The sequence below is a fragment of the Streptomyces sp. NPDC030893 genome (assembly GCF_055571535.1).
This window is the reverse complement of the sequence record NZ_JBVIFC010000012.1, coordinates 1-17,604: the sequence shown is the minus strand read 5'-3', so window position 1 is coordinate 17,604 and position 17,604 is coordinate 1. Positions and strand designations below refer to the sequence as shown.

Below are 17,604 nucleotides of genomic sequence, written 5' to 3'. Positions count from 1 at the left end.
CGCGCCGCGCCGAGCTCGCCCCGGGCACGGTGATGGGGGTCGGCCGGTCAGGACTCCGGCTCGGCCGGGGGCGTCCCGTCGACCCGCTCCAGCGCCTCCTCGACGCTGGAGGAGACCGGGACGGTGATGCTCACGCCCGTCAGGTCCAGGATGCGGCGCACCGCGGGAGCGGGGGAGATGATGTGCACGCTCCCCGGCAGCCCGCGCGCCTCCTGGTACACGCGCAGGATGATGTTCATGCCGGACGAGTCCATGAAGGGGACCGCCGACAGGTCGAGCAGGAAGTGCCGGCGGCCGTGATGGAGCTGGTTCGCCAGGTGGTGCTGGAACTCGGTCGCCGTGTCGACGTCCAAGTACCCCTCCACCGTGAGCAGGGCCACATCCTCACGCGGAAGGGTCACCTCGACGGACAACGGGTCCTGGGCGATGTGCACGAGTACCTCCAACAAGGTGATCAAGCTCTTCGTCGCGCAGCCGCGCGTACCCCCGAATCGCCGGCTCATGCATCGGGCCCCGTCGCGAATTCCCGCCGCCCGCCCGGGCCGTTCTGCTCACCCCACGCGGATTCCCACGATGCACGTGTCGTCGTCCGTGTCCGACCGGCTGTACGTGAGCAGCCGGTCGAGCCGCTGGTCGAGCGTGCCCGGAGCGGTGGCCGCGGTGGCCAGCAGATGGGTCAGGGACTCCTCCACCGTACGGTCCCGGCGCTCGATCAGGCCGTCCGTGTACATCAGCAGATTGTCCTCGGCGGCCAGCTGCACCTCCGCCTCCTCGTACGACGCCTCCGGTACGGCACCCAGCAGCAGCCCGCGCACCAGCGGCAGCGGGGCGGCCTCGGAGCCCCGCACCAGCACCGGCGGCAGATGACCCGCCCGTGCCCAGCGCAGCCTGCGCGAGGCCGGGTCGTACAGGCCGCAGACCGCGGTGGCGCTGACGCCGCCCGTCAGATGGTGCGCCACGATGTTCAGCCACGACAGCAGCTGCCCGGGGCCCGCGCCGGTGACGGCGAGCCCGCGCAGCGCGTTGCGCAGGACGACCATGCTGGTCGCCGCCTCTATCCCGTGACCGGCGACGTCGCCCACGCACAGCAGCACCAGCCGGGACGGCAGCACCACGGCGTCGTACCAGTCGCCGCCCACCAGCTGCTCGGCCTCGGCGGGCCGGTAGCGCACCGCCACGTCCAGGTCGGGCACCTGCAGCGGTGCCTGGGTGGGCGGCATGATGGCGTGCTGGAGCTGCAGCGCCAGCCGGTCCCGTTCGCTGGCGTGCTGTTCGGTGTGCGCGAGCTGGTCGCGGGTGGCCGCCAGTGCCACCTCCGTCCAGTGCTGGGAGGAGATGTCCTGGTAGGCGCCGCGGATGGTGAGCAGCCGGCCGTCGGTGTCCAGGACCGGTTCGGCGACCACCCGGATGTGCCGGGTCACCCCGTCCGGCCGCTGCAGCCGGAAGGCCGCCGAGGCCGGCCGCCGGTGGTGCAGCAGCGTGCGCAGGAAGCGGCCGATGGTGACGGCGTCGTCCGGATGGGCGTGCGCGGGCAGTTCCTCCAGCGCCACCGGAGGGCTCGACCGCGGCCGCCCGTACAGGTCGAACAGCTGGCCGTTCCAGGTGATCTCCCCGGTCAGCAGGTTCTCCTCGAAACCGCCGATCCGGCCGAGCCGCTGGGCGTGCTGGAGCAGGCTCGCAAGACGCGCCGTCTCGTCCTCGATGCGCCAGATGAACAGGATCCCCGAGCCGTGCCGGCTGACGCTGATGTCCGCGACCGCCGACAGCGGCACCTGGTCGACCAGCGCGGTCAGATGCATGCGCCGGGCCCGGAACGGCTCACCCGTGGCGTACACGCGTTCGATCCGCTGGAACAGGTCGCTGTCCCCGGCGACCATCGGATAGGCCTCCAGCAGCAGCGCGCCGCTGACCATCGCGCGCGGCCGGCCCGCCGGGTCCAGGAAACGGCTGTTGACGTGCTGGATACGGAAGTCCAGCAGGTTCCCGGCGGTGTCCAGGTGCGGCACGAGGACGAGGGCCGGGTCGTACAGCCCGTCGGCCAGGTCCATCAGCTCCGCCGTGTCCGGCAGCACCCGCGGCTGCCGGGCCGGGCCGCTCGGCGGCGTGTACGTCTCCAGGGTGTGCGCGCACAGCTCGGCCAGGGCCTCCACCTGGCGGACGATCTGCGGCGGCTGCTCGGGCAGCGGCGACGGCCAGACGATCTCCAGTACGCCGTACACCCGCCCCCCGGTCCCGGCGGGCACGGCGGCCCTGCCGCCCTCCGGGTAGTGGTGGCGGCCGACGCTGGGCAGGCCCCGGTCGGCCGGCGACGCGATCCACAGGCCGTCGCGTTCCGTCAGGGCGCACCGGGCGACCGTCGCCACGTCCGGCGGTACGTAGTGCCAGCGGGCCGCCTCGGCCGGGGAGAACCCCGCGCTGCCCGCCAGGGTGAGCGACCCGTCGGCGGCGGCCGCCCAGATCGCCACGGCCACCGCGCCCAGCGGGCGCAGCGCCTGCTCCAGCAGGGACTCGGCGACGGCCTGGGTGTCGTCCGCCGCGAGAGCCCCGCTCTCGGCCGCGCGCAGCCGCACGGCGGCCGGCTCCGGACCCGCCTCCTCGGCGGCCCGGGTGGCGGCCAGGAAGGCGTCCGTCACCTCCGACATCCGGTCCCGGGCGGCCTGGTTGATCACCTCGACGGCGAACTCCAGCTGGGTCGTCCCGGCCTGCTCCGTCAGCTCGGCGAGCTGACGGGCGGCCTGCGCGGGACCGCACCCCAGGCGCTCGACCAGGATGCCCTTGGCGAGTTCGATCAGCGCCCGGCCCTCCGCCTCGGCCTGCGCCGCCCGCACCTCACGGCTGAGCCGGTCGACCGTGGCCGCGAGCCTGCCCACGGGCGAGTCGGCGGACACCCCGGCCGGACCCGCCGGCGGGTGGTCGAGCCGCGGCTCGGGCCCCGGCCCGTCCGGATGCTCCCTGATGCTCATGGCGCGCACGCTCCTCGCCGGCCGCGCGGCCCCGCGACGGCGCTCATACCGGCAGCCAGCGGCGGACGCAGGCGATCAGGGCCTGGGTGTCGACCGGTTTGGTGACGTAGTCGCTGGCCCCCGAGGCGAGGCTCTTCTCCCGGTCCCCGGGCATCGCCTTGGCGGTGACGGCGATGATGGGCAGCTCGGCGTACTGCGGCATGGCGCGGATCTCGGCCGTGGCGGCGTAGCCGTCCAGCTCCGGCATCATCACATCCATCAGCACGAGCGCCACGTCGGGGTTGTTCACGAGCCTCTCGATGCCCGTGCGGCCGTTCTCGGCGTGCAGGACACGGAAGCCGTGCAGCTCCAGGATCCCGCTGAGCGCGAAGAGATTGCGCGCGTCGTCGTCGACGACGAGGACCGTCCGGCCGGAGAACGAGCCGTCCACGACCGTCTGTGGGGCGGGCCGGTGCGTGTCGTCGGTGCGCACCAGCGACAGCACGTCCCCGGGCTCCTCGGCCGACAGGTGCAGCGCGATGCGTTCGCGCAGCTCGTCCAGGCTGGAGAGGAACTCCAGCGCCGTCCCCTCGGCCCGGGAGCGCAGCGACTCCTCCACCGCCGCGTCCGCCCGGTGGCCGCTGTGCACCAGTACCGGCACGCTCGCCAGGGCGGAGTCGCCGCGCAGCGCCTCCAGGAACCGGGTGACCTCCTCCTCCATGCCGAGCTCCAGCACCACGCAGTGGCACGGATCGGCGGCCAGCGCGCCGGCCGCCTCCTGGGCGCCGACGGCGGTGATGATGTCGACCGACGGCCGGGAGGTGCCGTCGCCCCGGGTGACGTCCTGCACCACGCTCTCCGCGACCAGGGTCAGCAGCCCCCGGGGCCGCTCCTCCACGACGAGCAGCCGCCGCGGACGCCGCCCGGAGCCCGGCTCGATCGCGGGCAGGGACCGGGACGAGGTGTCCGGCAGCGCCTGTGCCGGTTCGTGGTCCGTGGCCCGGTCGGGCCGCAGCAGCTCCTCGAAGTCCGGCCGGGCCACCGGCAGGAACAGGGTGAACGTACTGCCCTGTCCCGCGACGCTGTCCACCGTGACCGCACCGCCGAGCAGATGCGCGATCTCCCGGGTGATGGACAGCCCGAGCCCCGTGCCCCCGTACTTGCGGCTCGTCGTGCCGTCCGCCTGCTGGAAGGCGCCGAAGATCGACTCCAGGTGCTGCTCCTGGATGCCGACGCCGGTGTCCCGCACCCGGAAGGCCACCACGGGTCCGCCCCGCAGCACCCCGGCCGGCACCTCGTCGTCCGGCGCGGGTTCGATCCGCAGCTCCACCCCGCCCCGTTCGGTGAACTTCACCGCGTTGGACAGCAGGTTGCGCAGCACCTGCCGCAGCCGGGAGTCGTCGGTGAGCAGGTCCGCCGGCGCGCCCGGGGCCGTCGCCACCGTGAAGTCCAGGCTCTTCTGCATCGTCATCGGCCGGAAGGTGACCTCGACGTACTCCACGAGCCGGCGCAGCTCCACCCGCTCGGGGCTGACGTCCATCTTCCCCGCCTCGACCTTGGACAGATCGAGGATGTCGTTGATCAGCTGCAGCAGGTCCGAGCCCGCCGAGTGGATGATCTGCGCGTACTCGACCTGCTTCGGGCTGAGGTTGCGGGAGGGGTTCTGGGCGAGCAACTGGGCCAGGATCAGCAGGCTGTTCAGCGGGGTGCGCAGCTCGTGGCTCATGTTCGCCAGGAACTCCGACTTGTACTTCGAGGCCAGCGACAGCTGCTGGGCCCGCGCCTCCAGCTCCTGCCGGGCGTGCTCGATCTGCAGGTTCTTCGCCTCGATGTCCCGGTTCTGCGCCGCCAGCAGCGCGGCCTTCTCCTCCAGTTCGGCGTTGGAGTGCTGCAGTTCCTCCTGCTGGGACTGCAACTCCGCCGAGCGCTCCTGGAGTTCGGCGGTGAGCCGCTGCGACTCGGTCAGCAGCTCGTCGGTACGGGCGTTGGCCACGATGGTGTTGACGTTGACGCCGATGGTCTCCATCAGCTGCACCAGGAAGTCGTGGTGGATCTGGGTGAACGGGGTCACCGACGCCAGTTCGATGACGCCGAGCACATGGCCCTCGACCACGATCGGCAGCAGCACCAGCGCGGTCGGCACCACCTGGCCGAGACCGGAGGAGATGGCCAGGTAGTCCGGCGGCAGTTCGTCCACGGTGATGGTGCGGCGGCTGCGGGCGGCCTGGCCGACCAGGGTGCGGCCGAAGGCGATACGGGCCGGCCGGCCGTCGTCGTCGGGGTAGCCGTAGGAGCCGACGAGCCGCAGCCCGGGGCCGTCGTCGGCCTCCTCCACGAGGTAGAAGGCGCCGTACTGGGCCGACACCAGCGGCACCAGCTCGTCCATGATCAGCTCGGCGACCACGGGCAGGTCGCGGTGCCCCTGCATCAGGCCGGAGACCCGGGCGAGGTTGGTCTTGAGCCAGTCCTGTTCCTGGTTGGCGCGGGTGGTCTCGCGCAGCGACTCCACCATCGCGTTGATGTTGTCCTTGAGCTCGGCGACCTCGCCCGACGCCTCCACCGTGATCGAGCGCGTCAGATCGCCCTCGGCGACGGCGCTGGTGACCTTCGCGATCGCGCGGACCTGCCGGGTGAGGTTGCCGGCCAGCTCGTTGACGTTCTCGGTGAGCCGCTTCCAGGTGCCGGAGACGCCCTCGACCTCGGCCTGGCCGCCCAGCCGGCCCTCGGTGCCGACCTCGCGGGCCACGCGGGTGACCTCCTGGGCGAAGGCGGAGAGCTGGTCGACCATCGTGTTGATGGTGGTCTTCAGCTCGAGGATCTCCCCGCGCGCGTCGACGTCGATCTTCTTCGACAGATCGCCCCTGGCGACGGCGGTCGTCACCAGCGCGATGTTGCGCACCTGGCCGGTGAGGTTGTTGGCCATGGAGTTGACGTTGTCGGTGAGGTCCCGCCAGGTGCCCGCGACATGGGGCACATGCGCCTGGCCGCCGAGCCGGCCCTCGGTGCCGACCTCGCGGGCGACACGCGTGACCTCGTCGGCGAAGGCCGACAGCGTGTCGACCATCGTGTTGATGACATCGGCCAGCGCCGCGACCTCACCGGCGGCCTCGACCCTGATCCGCTGCGACAGGTCGCCCCGGCCCACGGCGGAGGCGACCTGGGCGATGGAGCGGACCTGACCGGTCAGGTTGGACGCCATCACGTTGACGTTGTCGGTGAGGTCCTTCCAGGTGCCCGAGACGCCCCGTACCTGGGCCTGGCCGCCGAGGCGTCCTTCGGTGCCGACCTCGCGGGCGACGCGGGTGACCTCGTCGGCGAAGGCGGAGAGCTGGTCGACCATCGTGTTGATGGTGTTCTTGAGTTCGAGGATCTCGCCGCGGGCGTCGACGGTGATCTTCTGCGAGAGGTCGCCCTTGGCGACGGCCGTCGCCACCAGCGCGATGTTGCGCACCTGGCCGGTGAGGTTGCCGGCCATGAAGTTCACCGAATGGGTGAGGTCGCGCCAGGTGCCCTTGACGCCCTGCACATCGGCCTGGCCGCCGAGGCGTCCTTCGGTGCCGACCTCGCGGGCGACGCGGGTGACCTCGTCGGCGAAGGCGGAGAGCTGGTCGACCATCGTGTTGATGGTGTTCTTGAGTTCGAGGATCTCGCCGCGGGCGTCGACCGTGATCTTCTGCGAGAGGTCGCCCTTGGCGACGGCCGTCGTCACCTGGGCCACGTTGCGGACCTGAGCGGTGAGGTTGCCCGCCATAGCGTTCACCGAGTCCGTGAGATCCGCCCAGGTGCCCGAAACCCCCGGCACCTGCGCCTGACCGCCCAGCGCCCCCTCGGTGCCGACCTCGCGGGCCACGCGCGTCACCTCGGAGGTGAACACCGACAACTGGTCCACCATGCCGTTGAAGACCTTGGCGATGTCGCCCATCAGGCCGTCCGCGTCGTCCGGCAGCCGGGTGCCGAAGTCCCCGTCGCGGACCGCCGTCAGCCCCGCGAGCAGCCGCCTCAGTTCCTCGTCCCCCGGCGCAGCGTCCGTCCCCTCGCTGCTCTTGCTGGTCATGCGCACCCTCGTTCCGGCAGAGTCAGTGCGCGTTTCCGCAGTTCACGGATCTGCGCGACGATAAATACGCCGAAGGCTAACCCAATTCGAGGGCGCGGAACAAAGCACGGGCCCACCACGGAGAGCGGACCACGACAGTCGCGCCGGGCGTGCATACCTCACGGGAAGACGGGTACTCGGCCGGGTTTTCGCCGGGCGCGCGGCACCGGATCACCGGCGCGCGGTTTCCGGTCCGCCCCTTTCGAATGTACGAGCGCCCGCCGGGTATTTGCTGGAGTGGAGGAGGGCGGGCGGGGACACCGGTCCCGCTCACTTCCGCGGAGCGGACTTCACCGGGGAGGCAACGAGCAGTGCCCATCGACAGCATCTGGTCCTACACGCCGCACCTGAGCCCCATGGCGGAGCGGGATCTGACGGGCTACACCGTCGTCGCGAGCGACGGCACCATCGGCCATGTGGACCGGCAGGCCGACCCTCACGGGATGCGGCACCTCGTCGTCGACACCGGAGTATGGGTGTTCGGCCGCAGCGTGATGGTGCCGGCCGGGGTGGTGGCCGGCGTGGACGCGGGGGAGCGGAGGCTGACGGTCGCCTGCACGCGGGCCGAGGTCAAGGCGGCGCCCCGTTTCCGGACCGACAGCGAGACCAGGGACCCGGCCTACCTCACCGCGGTGGGCGACTACTACCACGGGCTGCCGTCCCGCGAGCGCCCCGCCGGCTGAGCGCCGGCGCCCGGCCCGGGCTCACCACGGCAGGAAGACGTGGATGTCCTTGCCGTGGTCGTCGCCGACGACACTGACCTGATCGCACAGCGTGTGGATCAGGTGCCAGCCGATCCCGCCCCCGCCACTGCTCGGATGGAAGGGGCGGGGAGCCGGTTCGGTGGTGCTGGTGTCGTGCATCACCACGTGCACCCCGTCGAACGTCCTGCGCAGACGCAACTGGAAGGGGCCCGGCGCGTACTGGACCGCGTTGGCGGCCAGTTCCGTCACCACCAGGAGGATGTCGTCCCAGTGCTCGGGAGCCGACGGCGCCGACACACGGGCCAGGTCGAAGAGGAACTCCTCCGCGACCAGACGTGCGTCCGTCACATCGTGCAGCTCCCCGGGGAAGCTGGCGATGCGGTTCGTGATCTCCTCGCCGGCCAGTGTCCTGTCCCTATACGGCTCGGGTGCCATCTCGCCTTCCAGGCCCCGGCGCAGCGGGGCGGTCGTCCGCGTCCTTGTGCGTCCCTTCGCTTCGTGGGTTCCCGTGCGGGCGGAGCCTACGCGCCCGCATGCCCGGGCGCGGACGGTGACAAACCCGCCGGGCCGCCCGCGGCCCCCCGGGCGTTCAGCGGAACACGTTGTCGGAGTCGTCCCAGCCCGCGGACTCGTCCGGCGCCGGCGTCCTCGCCGGACGCGCGCGCGACTGGTACATCGCGTCGATCTCCAGCGCGTGGCGGCGCACGATCTCGTCCCGGCGCAGCTTCATCGACGGCGTCAGCAGACCGTTGGTCACGTCGAACGGCTCGGGCAGCACCCGGAACACCCGGATCGACTCCGCCCGCGACACACTGCTGTTGGCCGCGGCGACCGCCCGCGCGATCTCCTCGCGCAGCGCGTTCTCCTCCCGCGCCTCCCGGGCCGGCGCGTCGCCCGGCAGGGACAGCGCGGCCCGCCAGTCGGCCAGGAAATCCGGGTCCAGGGTGATCAGCGCACCCACACAGGGACGGTTGTCGCCCACGACGACGGCCTGATGGACCAGCGGATGCGTCCGCAGCCGGTGCTCCAGGGCAGCCGGTGCCACGCTCTTGCCGCTGCTGGTGACGACGATGTCCTTCTTGCGGCCGGTGATCGTCAGATAGCCCTCGGTGTCCAGCCGGCCCAGGTCCCCCGTGGCGAGCCAGCCGCCGCCCAGCGCGGCCCGCGTGGCCGCCTCGTCGCCCACGTAGCCCTGGAACACCGACGGTCCGCGCACCAGGATCTCCCCGTCGTCGGCCACCCGGATCTCGGTGCCCGGCAGCGCCTGTCCGACGGTGCCGGACTTCTCCCGCCCGAACGGCTGCATCGTCACCCCGCCGCTGGTCTCGGTGAGCCCGTAGCCGTCGTGGACGTAGACGCCGATGCCCTCGTAGAAGAGGGAGAGGCCGCGGTTGAGCGGCGAACCGCCGGAGGTGGCCCGCACGACCCGGCCGCCCAGCGCCGCCCGCAGCCGGCGGTAGACGGTGCGCTCGTACAGGGCGTGCTGCAACCGCAGGTCGAAGCCCGGCCCGGGGCCCCGGCCCAGCCGCTGCCGCTCCACCGCGGCGGCGAAGTCCCGGGCCGTCCCGGCGGCCCGCTCGAACAGGGCCCCGCGGCCCTGCTGCTGCGCCGTGCGCAGGAAGTTCTTGTAGATCTTCTCCAGCAGCGAGGGCACCGCGTACAGATAGGTGGGCCGGAAGGTGCGCAGGGCCGAGGACAGCGCCTCCTCGCCCAGGTCCGGCTCGTGGCCCATCAGCAGTCCGCCCCGGACGCACAGGCTCTGGATCATCAGCCCGTACACATGGGAGAACGGCAGGAAGGCCAGGACGGCGCCGCGCTCCCCGGCCGGCGCCGTGGTGTGGCCCCACCCCTCCAGCAGGGTGTCGCAGACGAACGCCAGGCCGCGGTGGCTCAGCGCGCAGCCCATGGCACGCCCGGAGGTGCCCGAGGTGTAGGCGATCACGGCCGTGGAGTCCGGCAGCACGATGCGGCGCATCGAGTCCACCGTGGCCGGCGGGATGAACTCGCCGCGCGCCGCCAGCTGCTCCAGCGCGCCCCCGTCCAGCTGCCACACGTGCCGCAGCCGCGGCAGGGCGGCACACACCGATCCGACGGTCATCACGCTCTGCTCGTCCTCCACCAGGACGGCCACACAGCCGGCGTCCCTGAGGATCCACTCGACCTGCTCGCGCGAGGAGGTCGGATAGACCGGCACGACCTCCGCGCCCACCGTCCACAGGGCGTGGCACAGCGCCGTCCACTCGTAACGGGTGCGCGCCATGATCGCCACCCGCGCGCCCGGTGAGATCCCGGACGCGATCAGGCCCTTGGCCAGCGCGACGACCTCGTCCCGGAACTCCACCGCGGTGATCTCCTCCCAGGTGGAGGAGTCCGGGCCGGTGCGGCGGGCGAGCACGGGCAGGGTCGGGCTCTCGTCCGCCCTCGCGAAGAGGCTGTCGGCGAGACCGCCGGTCAGGGGCGTGGCGGACGGGGGAGCGAGAGCGAGGTCGCGCATGCACTGCTCCTGACATGTACGGGGTGTGACGCGGCCGGTGAGGACGGTCATCGGCGGTGCCTGAATGTAGTCGAGCGGGCCCGCCCCCGCGCCGGGATCGCGACAAGTGTGTCCGCACTGATGATCTCGGCGGTTTCGGGGGACCCGGACCCCATGACCTACGTCAACCCAGATCCCGACCCGGAACGCACCACCGGCCTCGAGCCGGGCGGCGGCGTGCCCCCCGGCGAGACCCCGCCCGCGGAGAGCAGCATGCCCGAAGCGGGCCCCCAGGAGACCCACAATCCGACCAAGGGCTGGGCCAAGGGCCCGCTGACCGCGATCCTCGCCGTGGTGATCCTGGTCGCGGGCTTCTTCCTGGTCTCCGCCCTGGTCCTGATGCTCTGACCCGCCCGGCGCACCGGCCCCTACGCCTGGGTGTGCCGCACGCACTCCGTGACGACGTCCCGCAGGCTCTCCGTGCGCCGCATCAGGTCCCGCTGCACCTGGGCGCCGTTGCCGTCGCGCAGCAGCCGGGCGCACTCCTCGCGGGCGCGCTCGAGGTCGCCGTCGGCCTCCAGGGCCTCGGTGACGTGATCGAGGAGGGCGCGTACGACGGCCTCGGCGGGCATGCGCCGCATGGTCGCGGGGTGGAGCAGTTCGCCGGCCAGTCCCGAGCGGGCGGCCTGCCAGGCGGCCAGCCGCAGCAGGCTGACGCCCGGGTCCGGCGGCTCCTCGCCCGCCCGCCACTCGCGTGCCGCGGTCTCCACCAGCCCCCGGGCGAGGGTGGCGATCAGTCCCGCGGTCCCGGCGTGCAGGCAGACGTCGGAGACCCGGATCTCCACGGTCGGATACCGCTGGGACAGCCGGGCGTCGAAGTACACCATCCCCTCGTCGAGGATCACGCCGGTCGCCACCATGCCGGCGACCCGCCGGTGGTACCGCTCGGCCGAGCCGAAGATCTCCGTGGGACCGGCGGACGGCCAGCGCTGCCAGACCCGGCCGCGGTAGCTCTGGTATCCCGTGTCACTGCCCTGCCAGAACGGCGAGTTCGCACTCAGCGCCGCCAGCACCGACAGCCAGGGCCGCAGCCGGTCGACGACCGCGGTGCCCTCCTCGTCGGACTCGACGGAGACATGCACATGGCAGCCCATGACGAGCTGTTCCCGGGTGGCGATCCCGTACTGCTCCTCCATCCACCGGTAGCGCCGGTTGACTCCGACGGACGGGCTGACCGGCAGCGGTGACGTGGCGAGCGCGGCCACGGCGCAGCCGATCTCCCCGGCGTGCTGGGCCGCCTCCCCGCGGCAGCGCACGATCTCCTCGCGCAGGCTCTCCATGGACGACTGCGGATGGGTGGCGAACTCCAGCATCTGCTCGTGGAGTTCCTTCTCGAACACGTCCTGCCCGGCGTCGTCCCGCTCGGCCCGGGCGAGCACCGCGGCGGACATCGCCCGCGGTTCTCCCGTCTCCGGATCGACCAGGAGGAGCTCCTCCTCCACTCCCACGGTGCGCACCTGTGCCCGCCCTTCCGCGACCTGCCGCGACGACGCCGGGACGCCCCCGGCCGTACGGTGCCGAATGCCCCGCCGGAGCCGGAGGACACCTGGCGTCGTCGCCGGGCCTCACAGGGGGACGGGTGCCAGCCACACGGTCGCGAGCGGCGGAAGGGTGAGCCGGAGGCGGCCGTCCTCGGGCTTGAGCGGACCGGGGTTCGTGACGTCCCCGCCGCCGTAGCGCGCGGCGTCGGTGTTGAGGACCTCCTGCCAGGCGACCACCTCGTCGCCGGTGGTGAGGAGGTGGTCGTGCCGGACCACGGGCGAGAAGTTCGACACCGCGAGCAGCGGGGCGCCCTCGGCGTCGTACCGCAGGAACGCGAAGACGTTGTCGTCGGCGGCGTCGACCGACACCCACCGGAAACCGGACGGGTCGGTGTCGCGCTGCCACAGCGCCGGGGTCGCCCGGTAGCGGGCGTTGAGGTCGCGCACCAGGTCCTGCACCCCGCGGTGGTCACCGGCCGAGTGGTACCCCTCGTCGAGCAGCCACCACTCCGGCCCCTGCTTCTCGCACCACTCGGCCCCCTGGGCGAACTCCTGCCCCATGAACAGCAGTTGCTTACCGGGATGGGCCCACATGAAGGCGAGGTAGGCGCGGACGTTGGCGCGCCGCTGCCACCAGTCGCCCGGCATCTTCGACACCAGCGCCTGCTTGCCGTGCACCACCTCGTCGTGCGAGATGGGCAGACAGTAGTTCTCGCTGTAGGCGTACACCATCGCGAAGGTCATCTCGTGGTGGTGGTACTTGCGGTGCACCGGCTCGTGGGAGACGTACTCCAGGGAGTCGTGCATCCAGCCCATGTTCCACTTCAGCCCGAAACCGAGACCGCCGGTGTCCGTCGGCCGGGTCACCCCGCCCCACGCCGTCGACTCCTCCGCGATGGTCACCACACCGGGGCAGCGCCGGTAGACGGTCGCGTTCATCTCCTGCAGGAACGCCATCGCCGCCAGGTCCTCCCGGCCGCCGTACGCGTTCGGCTCCCAGCCGCCGTCCTCGCGCGAGTAGTCGAGGTAGAGCATGGAGGCGACGGCGTCCACCCGCAGCCCGTCGATGTGGAACTCCTGGCACCAGTAGACGGCGTTCGCGACCAGGAAGTTGCGCACCTCGGTACGGGCGAAGTCGAAGGTGTACGTCCCCCAGTCGGGGTGCTCCGCGCGCCGGGAGTCCCCGGGCTCGTACAGCGGTTCCCCGTCGAACCGGGCCAGCGCCCAGTCGTCCTTCGGGAAGTGCGCCGGCACCCAGTCCATGATCACGCCGATCCCGGCCCGGTGCAGGGCGTCGACCAGGTACCGGAAGTCGTCCGGGGTGCCGAGGCGGGCCGTGGGCGCGTAGAACCCCGTGACCTGGTAACCCCAGGACGGGCCGTAGGGGTGCTCGGCCACCGGCATCAGCTCGACGTGGGTGAAGCCCAGGTCCGTGACGTACGCGGGCAGCACCTCGGCGAGTTCGCGGTACGTCAGCCCCGGCCGCCACGACGGCAGGTGCACCTCGTACACCGAGAACGGCGCCTCGTGCACCGGCACTTCGGCCCGCCGCGCGAACCACTCGGCGTCACCCCACTCGTAGTGCGAGGCCGTCACCACGGACGCCGTGTTCGGCGGGGCCTCCGTACGGCGCGCCATCGGGTCGGCCTTGAGGAACCGGTGGCCGTGACGGGAGTGGATCTCGAACTTGTAGCGGGTCCCCTCGCCGACGCCCGGCAGGAACAGCTCCCACACCCCGGACGAGCCGAGCGAGCGCATCGGGAAGGCCGTGCCGTCCCAGTGGGTGAAGTCGGCGGCGACCCGCACCCCTTGCGCGTTGGGCGCCCACACCGTGAAACGGGTGCCGGTGACGCCCTGATGGGTCATGGGGTGCGCGCCGAGCGCCGTCCACAGCTCCTCGTGCCGGCCCTCACCGATCAGATGCAGGTCGAAGGTGCCGAGGGCCGGCAGGAACCGGTACGGGTCGTGCGTCTCGGCCGCCTCGTCGTCCTCGTAGGCCACCGCCAGGGTGTACGCGGGGATCGCGTCGAGCGGCAGGACGACGGAGAACAGTCCGTCGCCCTCCGAGACGAGCGGGGTGCGCTCGCCGTCGACGATCACGCCCACCTCGCGGGCGAAGGGGCGCAGCGCCCGGAAGGCGATCCCGCCGGGCACCGGGTGCGCGCCGAGCAGCGCGTGCGGATCGTGGTGGGCGCCCGCCAGCAGGCGCCCCCGGTCGGCCGGGTCGAGGGCCGGCGCGGCCCCCGGGGCCGCGGGCGCGGACGGGACGGGCCCGGCCGACTCGGGAAGCGGGGTCTCATGCAGGGCCACGGCTTCAGTCTCCTCTCACGGCGAGGCGCTCGATCGCCGCCATGGGTACGGGCAGCCAGTCGGGTCGGTGCCGGGCCTCGTACAGCACCTCGTACACGGCACGGTCCGTCTCGTAGGCGCGGAGCAGGCCGTGCTTCTTGCGGGGGTCCCAGCCGGCGCGGGCCGCGTAGCCCGCGCAGTAGGCCTCGCGACAGCGGCGCGCCCACTCCGGCCGCCAGGGGCGGCGCTGGCGGGCGGCGTAGTCGAAGGAGCGCAGCATCCCGGCGATGTCCCGCACGGGGGAGTGGGCGCTGCGCCGTTCGGAGAGCGGCCGCGACGGCTCGCCCTCGAAGTCGATGACGAACCACTCGCGCCCGGCCCGCAGCACCTGCCCCAGGTGCAGGTCGCCGTGGATGCGCTGGGCGGGCGGTCCGGCGTCGCAGGTGGCCAGTGCGGCGAAGGCGGCCCGCAGGCCGGGGACGAACGGCTGGAGCGCGGGCACGGCGTGCGCCGCGGCGGTCAGCCGTTCCGTCATCGCCGCCGCCGTCCGCCCGTTCTCCCCGGGGGCGCCGATGGGGAACGCCGAGGAGAGCGCCAGATGGACGTCCGCCGTGGCCCGGCCCAGCGCGTGCGCCTGCGCGGTGAAGTCGTCACCGGAGGCGAGCGCGTCCAGGGCCAGCGTCCAGCCGTCGGAGGCGTTGCGCAGATACGGCTGGAGCACCCCGAGGGTGGCCTTGAACGGATGCGTGGTGCGCAGCCAGGCCACCGGCGCCGGGACCCGGTGGCAGCCCTGGCGGGCGAGCGCCCCCGGCACCTCCAGGTCCGGGTTGACCCCGGGCTGGATGCGCCGGAACACCTTCAGGATGTACTCGTCGCCGTACACCAGCGAGGAGTTGGACTGCTCGGCGGTCATCAGCCGGGGCACCAGTCCGGCGGGCACCTGCCGGCTCCCGTCGCACTCGAAGTGGAGCGGGCCCGCGGTGCCGGGGCGGCGCAGCCGGTCCAGGAGGAGCTGGGCGGCGCGCGGGTCGTGGAGGGCGTCGTAGACGGTCAGTCCGGCCAGCCGGCCGGCCGGCACCCTGCCGATGAGCGCCTTGCCGAGCCGCGGCGAGGGGTGCTCCCGCACACCGAGGAGCAGCTGGTAGCAGTCACCGGCCGGGGTGGTGCCCCCGGGAGCGGGCACGCCGCCGTGCGCGGCGTGCACCAGTACGTGCAGACAGCCCGGGAACAGTTCCGTCATCGACAGCACACCGAGGTCGGTGACGGGCCGGTCCTTGCCGGCGAACCAGCGCTGCAGCGGCAGCCACTCGCGCAGCAGCCCGGTGAGCGACTCCATGGGCTCGGCGGGCGCGCTCCGCGGGCGCAGGAATGCGGTCTTCGTCATGGTGACGCCTCCTTACGCCGGCACACGCTCACAGTCGTCGGCCGATGCGGGATGCGACTCGGGTGAGCCGGAACCAGTAGAAGCCGTGGCCCCCGAGGGTCAGCAGGTACGGCAGTTCGCCGATGGCGGGGAAGCGCACCCCGCCGAACAGCTCGACCGGATGGCGTCCGTCGAACTCGCGCAGGTCGAGCTCGGTCGGCTGGGAGAAGCGGGAGAAGTTGTTGACGCAGAGCACCAGGTCGTCCTCGTACTCGCGCAGGTAGGCGAGGACGGCGGGGTTGGAGGAGGGCAGCTCGGTGTAGGTGCCGAGGCCGAAGGCGGGGTTCTGCTTGCGGATCTCGATCATCCGGCGGGTCCAGTGCAGCAGCGAGGACGGGGACGCCATGGAGGCCTCGACGTTGGTGACCTGGTAGCCGTAGACCGGGTCCATGATGGTCGGCAGGAAGAGCCGGCCCGGGTCGGAGGAGGAGAAGCCCGCGTTGCGGTCCGGGGTCCACTGCATCGGCGTGCGCACCGCGTCACGGTCGCCGAGCCAGATGTTGTCGCCCATGCCGATCTCGTCGCCGTAGTAGAGGATCGGTGAGCCCGGGAGGGACAGCAGCAGGGCGTTGAACAGCTCGATCTGGTTGCGGTCGTTGTCCAGCAGGGGGGCGAGCCGGCGGCGGATGCCGATGTTGGCGCGCATGCGGGGGTCCTTGGCGTACTCGGCCCACATGTAGTCGCGTTCGTCGTCGGTGACCATCTCCAGGGTCAGCTCGTCGTGGTTGCGCAGGAAGATCCCCCACTGGCAGCCCGAGGGGATCGCCGGGGTCTTGGCGAGGATCTCGGAGACGGGGTAGCGGGACTCACGGCGTACGGCCATGAAGATCCGGGGCATGACGGGGAAGTGGAACGCCATGTGGCACTCGTCGCCGCCGGCCGCGTAGTCGCCGAAGTAGTCGACGACGTCCTCCGGCCACTGGTTGGCCTCCGCCAGCAGCACGGTGTCCGGGTACTGGGTGTCGATCTCCTTGCGCACCCGCTTCAGGAACGCGTGCGAGGCGGGCAGGTTCTCGCAGTTGGTGCCCTCGGCCGCGTACAGATACGGCACCGCGTCCAGCCGGAACCCGTCGATGCCCAGGTCCAGCCAGAAACGCAGGGCCGCCAGGATCTCCTCCTGCACGCGCGGGTTCTCGTAGTTGAGGTCCGGCTGGTGCGAGAAGAAGCGGTGGAAGTAGTACTGCTTGCGTACGGGGTCGTACGTCCAGTTGGAGGCCTCGGTGTCGACGAAGATGATCCGCGCGTCCGGATAGCCGGTGTCGTCGTCGGCCCACACGTAGAAGTCGCCGTAGGGGCCGTCGGGGTCCTTGCGCGACTCCTGGAACCACGGGTGTTCGTCGCTGGTGTGGTTCATGACGAAGTCGATGATCACGCGCATCCCGCGCTGGTGCGCGGAGTCCGCGAACTCCACGAAGTCGGCGAGGTCGCCGAAGTCGGGCAGCACGGCGGTGTAGTCGGCGACGTCGTAACCCCCGTCGCGCAACGGGGACTTGAAGAAGGGCGGCAGCCACAGGCAGTCGACGCCCAGCCATTGCAGATAGTCCAGCTTCGCGGTCAGACCCTTCAGGTCGCCGATGCCGTCGCCGTTGCTGTCCTGGAAGGAGCGGACCAGGACCTCGTAGAAGACGGCTCGTTTGAACCACTCCGGGTCCCGGTCCCTGACCGGTGTGTCCTCGAACATGTCCGGCACCGGCTGGTTCACGGTCATGACGTTCCTCACCCTCCGTTTCGCTGTGCGGCGGGCGGTCGCTGGACGTGCAGGACATGCGCGGGAGCCCGCCCCGGCTCCAGCCGCACGTAGTTGGCGCTGCCCCAGTGGTAGGTCTCGCCGGTGAGCTCGTCGCGCACCGGTACCGACTCGTGCCGGTCCAGGCCGAGTTGCGGCATGTCCAACGAGACCGTGGCCTCCTGGGGGTGATGCGGGTCGAGGTTGACGACCACGAGCACGACGTCCGGGCCGCTGCGCTTGCTGTACGCGATGACGGCGTCGTTGTCGGTCCGGTGGAAGCGGAGGTTCCTGAGCCGGTGGAGCGCGGGGTGTGCGCGCCGGATGGTGTTGAGCCGGGTGATGAGGGGGGTGATGGTGCGGCCCTCGCGTTCGGCGGTGTCCCGGTCGCGGGTGCGGAGTTGGTACTTCTC

11 protein-coding genes and 1 pseudogene are annotated in these 17,604 nt (G+C 72.0%); 2 read left to right on the top strand and 10 right to left on the bottom strand.

Annotated elements, in window-relative coordinates:
• Window positions 1-47: 47 nt before the first annotated feature.
• From ACZ434_RS21930 to ACZ434_RS21920, 3 genes are all read right to left on the bottom strand, one after another.
• Entirely contained in the window at window positions 48-434 is a 387-nt protein-coding gene (locus tag ACZ434_RS21930; protein WP_468458689.1) for an STAS domain-containing protein, read from the bottom strand.
• 117 nt (window positions 435-551) lie between these two features.
• Window positions 552-2,963, bottom strand: a complete 2,412-nt coding sequence (locus ACZ434_RS21925; protein ID WP_468458308.1) for a SpoIIE family protein phosphatase — start codon at window positions 2,961-2,963, stop codon at window positions 552-554.
• A gap of 43 nt (window positions 2,964-3,006) precedes the next feature.
• Complete coding sequence (locus ACZ434_RS21920; protein WP_468458306.1) at window positions 3,007-6,996, bottom strand: HAMP domain-containing protein; 3,990 nt, start codon at window positions 6,994-6,996, stop codon at window positions 3,007-3,009.
• Window positions 6,997-7,346: 350 nt separating this feature from the next.
• Between ACZ434_RS21920 and ACZ434_RS21915 the strand changes: the two genes are divergently transcribed.
• Window positions 7,347-7,718 carry a PRC-barrel domain-containing protein gene (locus tag ACZ434_RS21915; RefSeq protein WP_468458304.1) on the top strand — a complete coding sequence of 124 codons (372 nt, stop codon included), beginning with the start codon at window positions 7,347-7,349 and terminating at the stop codon, window positions 7,716-7,718.
• 21 nt (window positions 7,719-7,739) lie between these two features.
• On the opposite strand, the gene ACZ434_RS21910 is transcribed toward ACZ434_RS21915, so the two are convergent.
• Window positions 7,740-8,174, bottom strand: a complete 435-nt coding sequence (locus tag ACZ434_RS21910; RefSeq protein WP_468458302.1) for an ATP-binding protein — start codon at window positions 8,172-8,174, stop codon at window positions 7,740-7,742.
• Between the two features lie 154 nt (window positions 8,175-8,328).
• The gene (locus ACZ434_RS21905) at window positions 8,329-10,233 is read right to left on the bottom strand and encodes an AMP-dependent synthetase/ligase (protein ID WP_468458300.1); all 1,905 of its coding nucleotides are present in this window, start codon (window positions 10,231-10,233) and stop codon (window positions 8,329-8,331) included.
• A 153-nt stretch (window positions 10,234-10,386) separates the two neighbouring features.
• On the opposite strand from ACZ434_RS21905, the gene ACZ434_RS21900 reads away from it, so the two are divergent.
• Entirely contained in the window at window positions 10,387-10,620 is a 234-nt protein-coding gene (locus ACZ434_RS21900) for a DUF6480 family protein (protein ID WP_468458298.1), read from the top strand.
• A 20-nt stretch (window positions 10,621-10,640) separates the two neighbouring features.
• On the opposite strand, the gene ACZ434_RS21895 is transcribed toward ACZ434_RS21900, so the two are convergent.
• The 5 genes and pseudogenes from ACZ434_RS21895 to ACZ434_RS21875 all read right to left on the bottom strand — a co-directional run.
• Complete coding sequence (locus ACZ434_RS21895) at window positions 10,641-11,729, bottom strand: glutamate--cysteine ligase 2 (RefSeq protein ID WP_468458296.1); 1,089 nt, start codon at window positions 11,727-11,729, stop codon at window positions 10,641-10,643.
• Between the two features lie 108 nt (window positions 11,730-11,837).
• A complete protein-coding gene (glgB, locus tag ACZ434_RS21890; protein ID WP_468458293.1) occupies window positions 11,838-14,063 on the bottom strand; it encodes a 1,4-alpha-glucan branching enzyme in 2,226 nt (741 codons plus the stop codon).
• Between the two features lie 4 nt (window positions 14,064-14,067).
• Window positions 14,068-15,426 carry a maltokinase N-terminal cap-like domain-containing protein gene (locus ACZ434_RS21885; protein WP_468458291.1) on the bottom strand — a complete coding sequence of 453 codons (1,359 nt, stop codon included), beginning with the start codon at window positions 15,424-15,426 and terminating at the stop codon, window positions 14,068-14,070.
• 28 nt (window positions 15,427-15,454) lie between these two features.
• Window positions 15,455-17,173, bottom strand: coding sequence for a maltose alpha-D-glucosyltransferase (gene treS / locus ACZ434_RS21880; RefSeq protein WP_468458289.1), 1,719 nt, complete (start codon window positions 17,171-17,173; stop codon window positions 15,455-15,457).
• A gap of 8 nt (window positions 17,174-17,181) precedes the next feature.
• A pseudogene (locus ACZ434_RS21875) lies at window positions 17,182-17,604 on the bottom strand (alpha-1,4-glucan--maltose-1-phosphate maltosyltransferase); the annotation flags it as partial.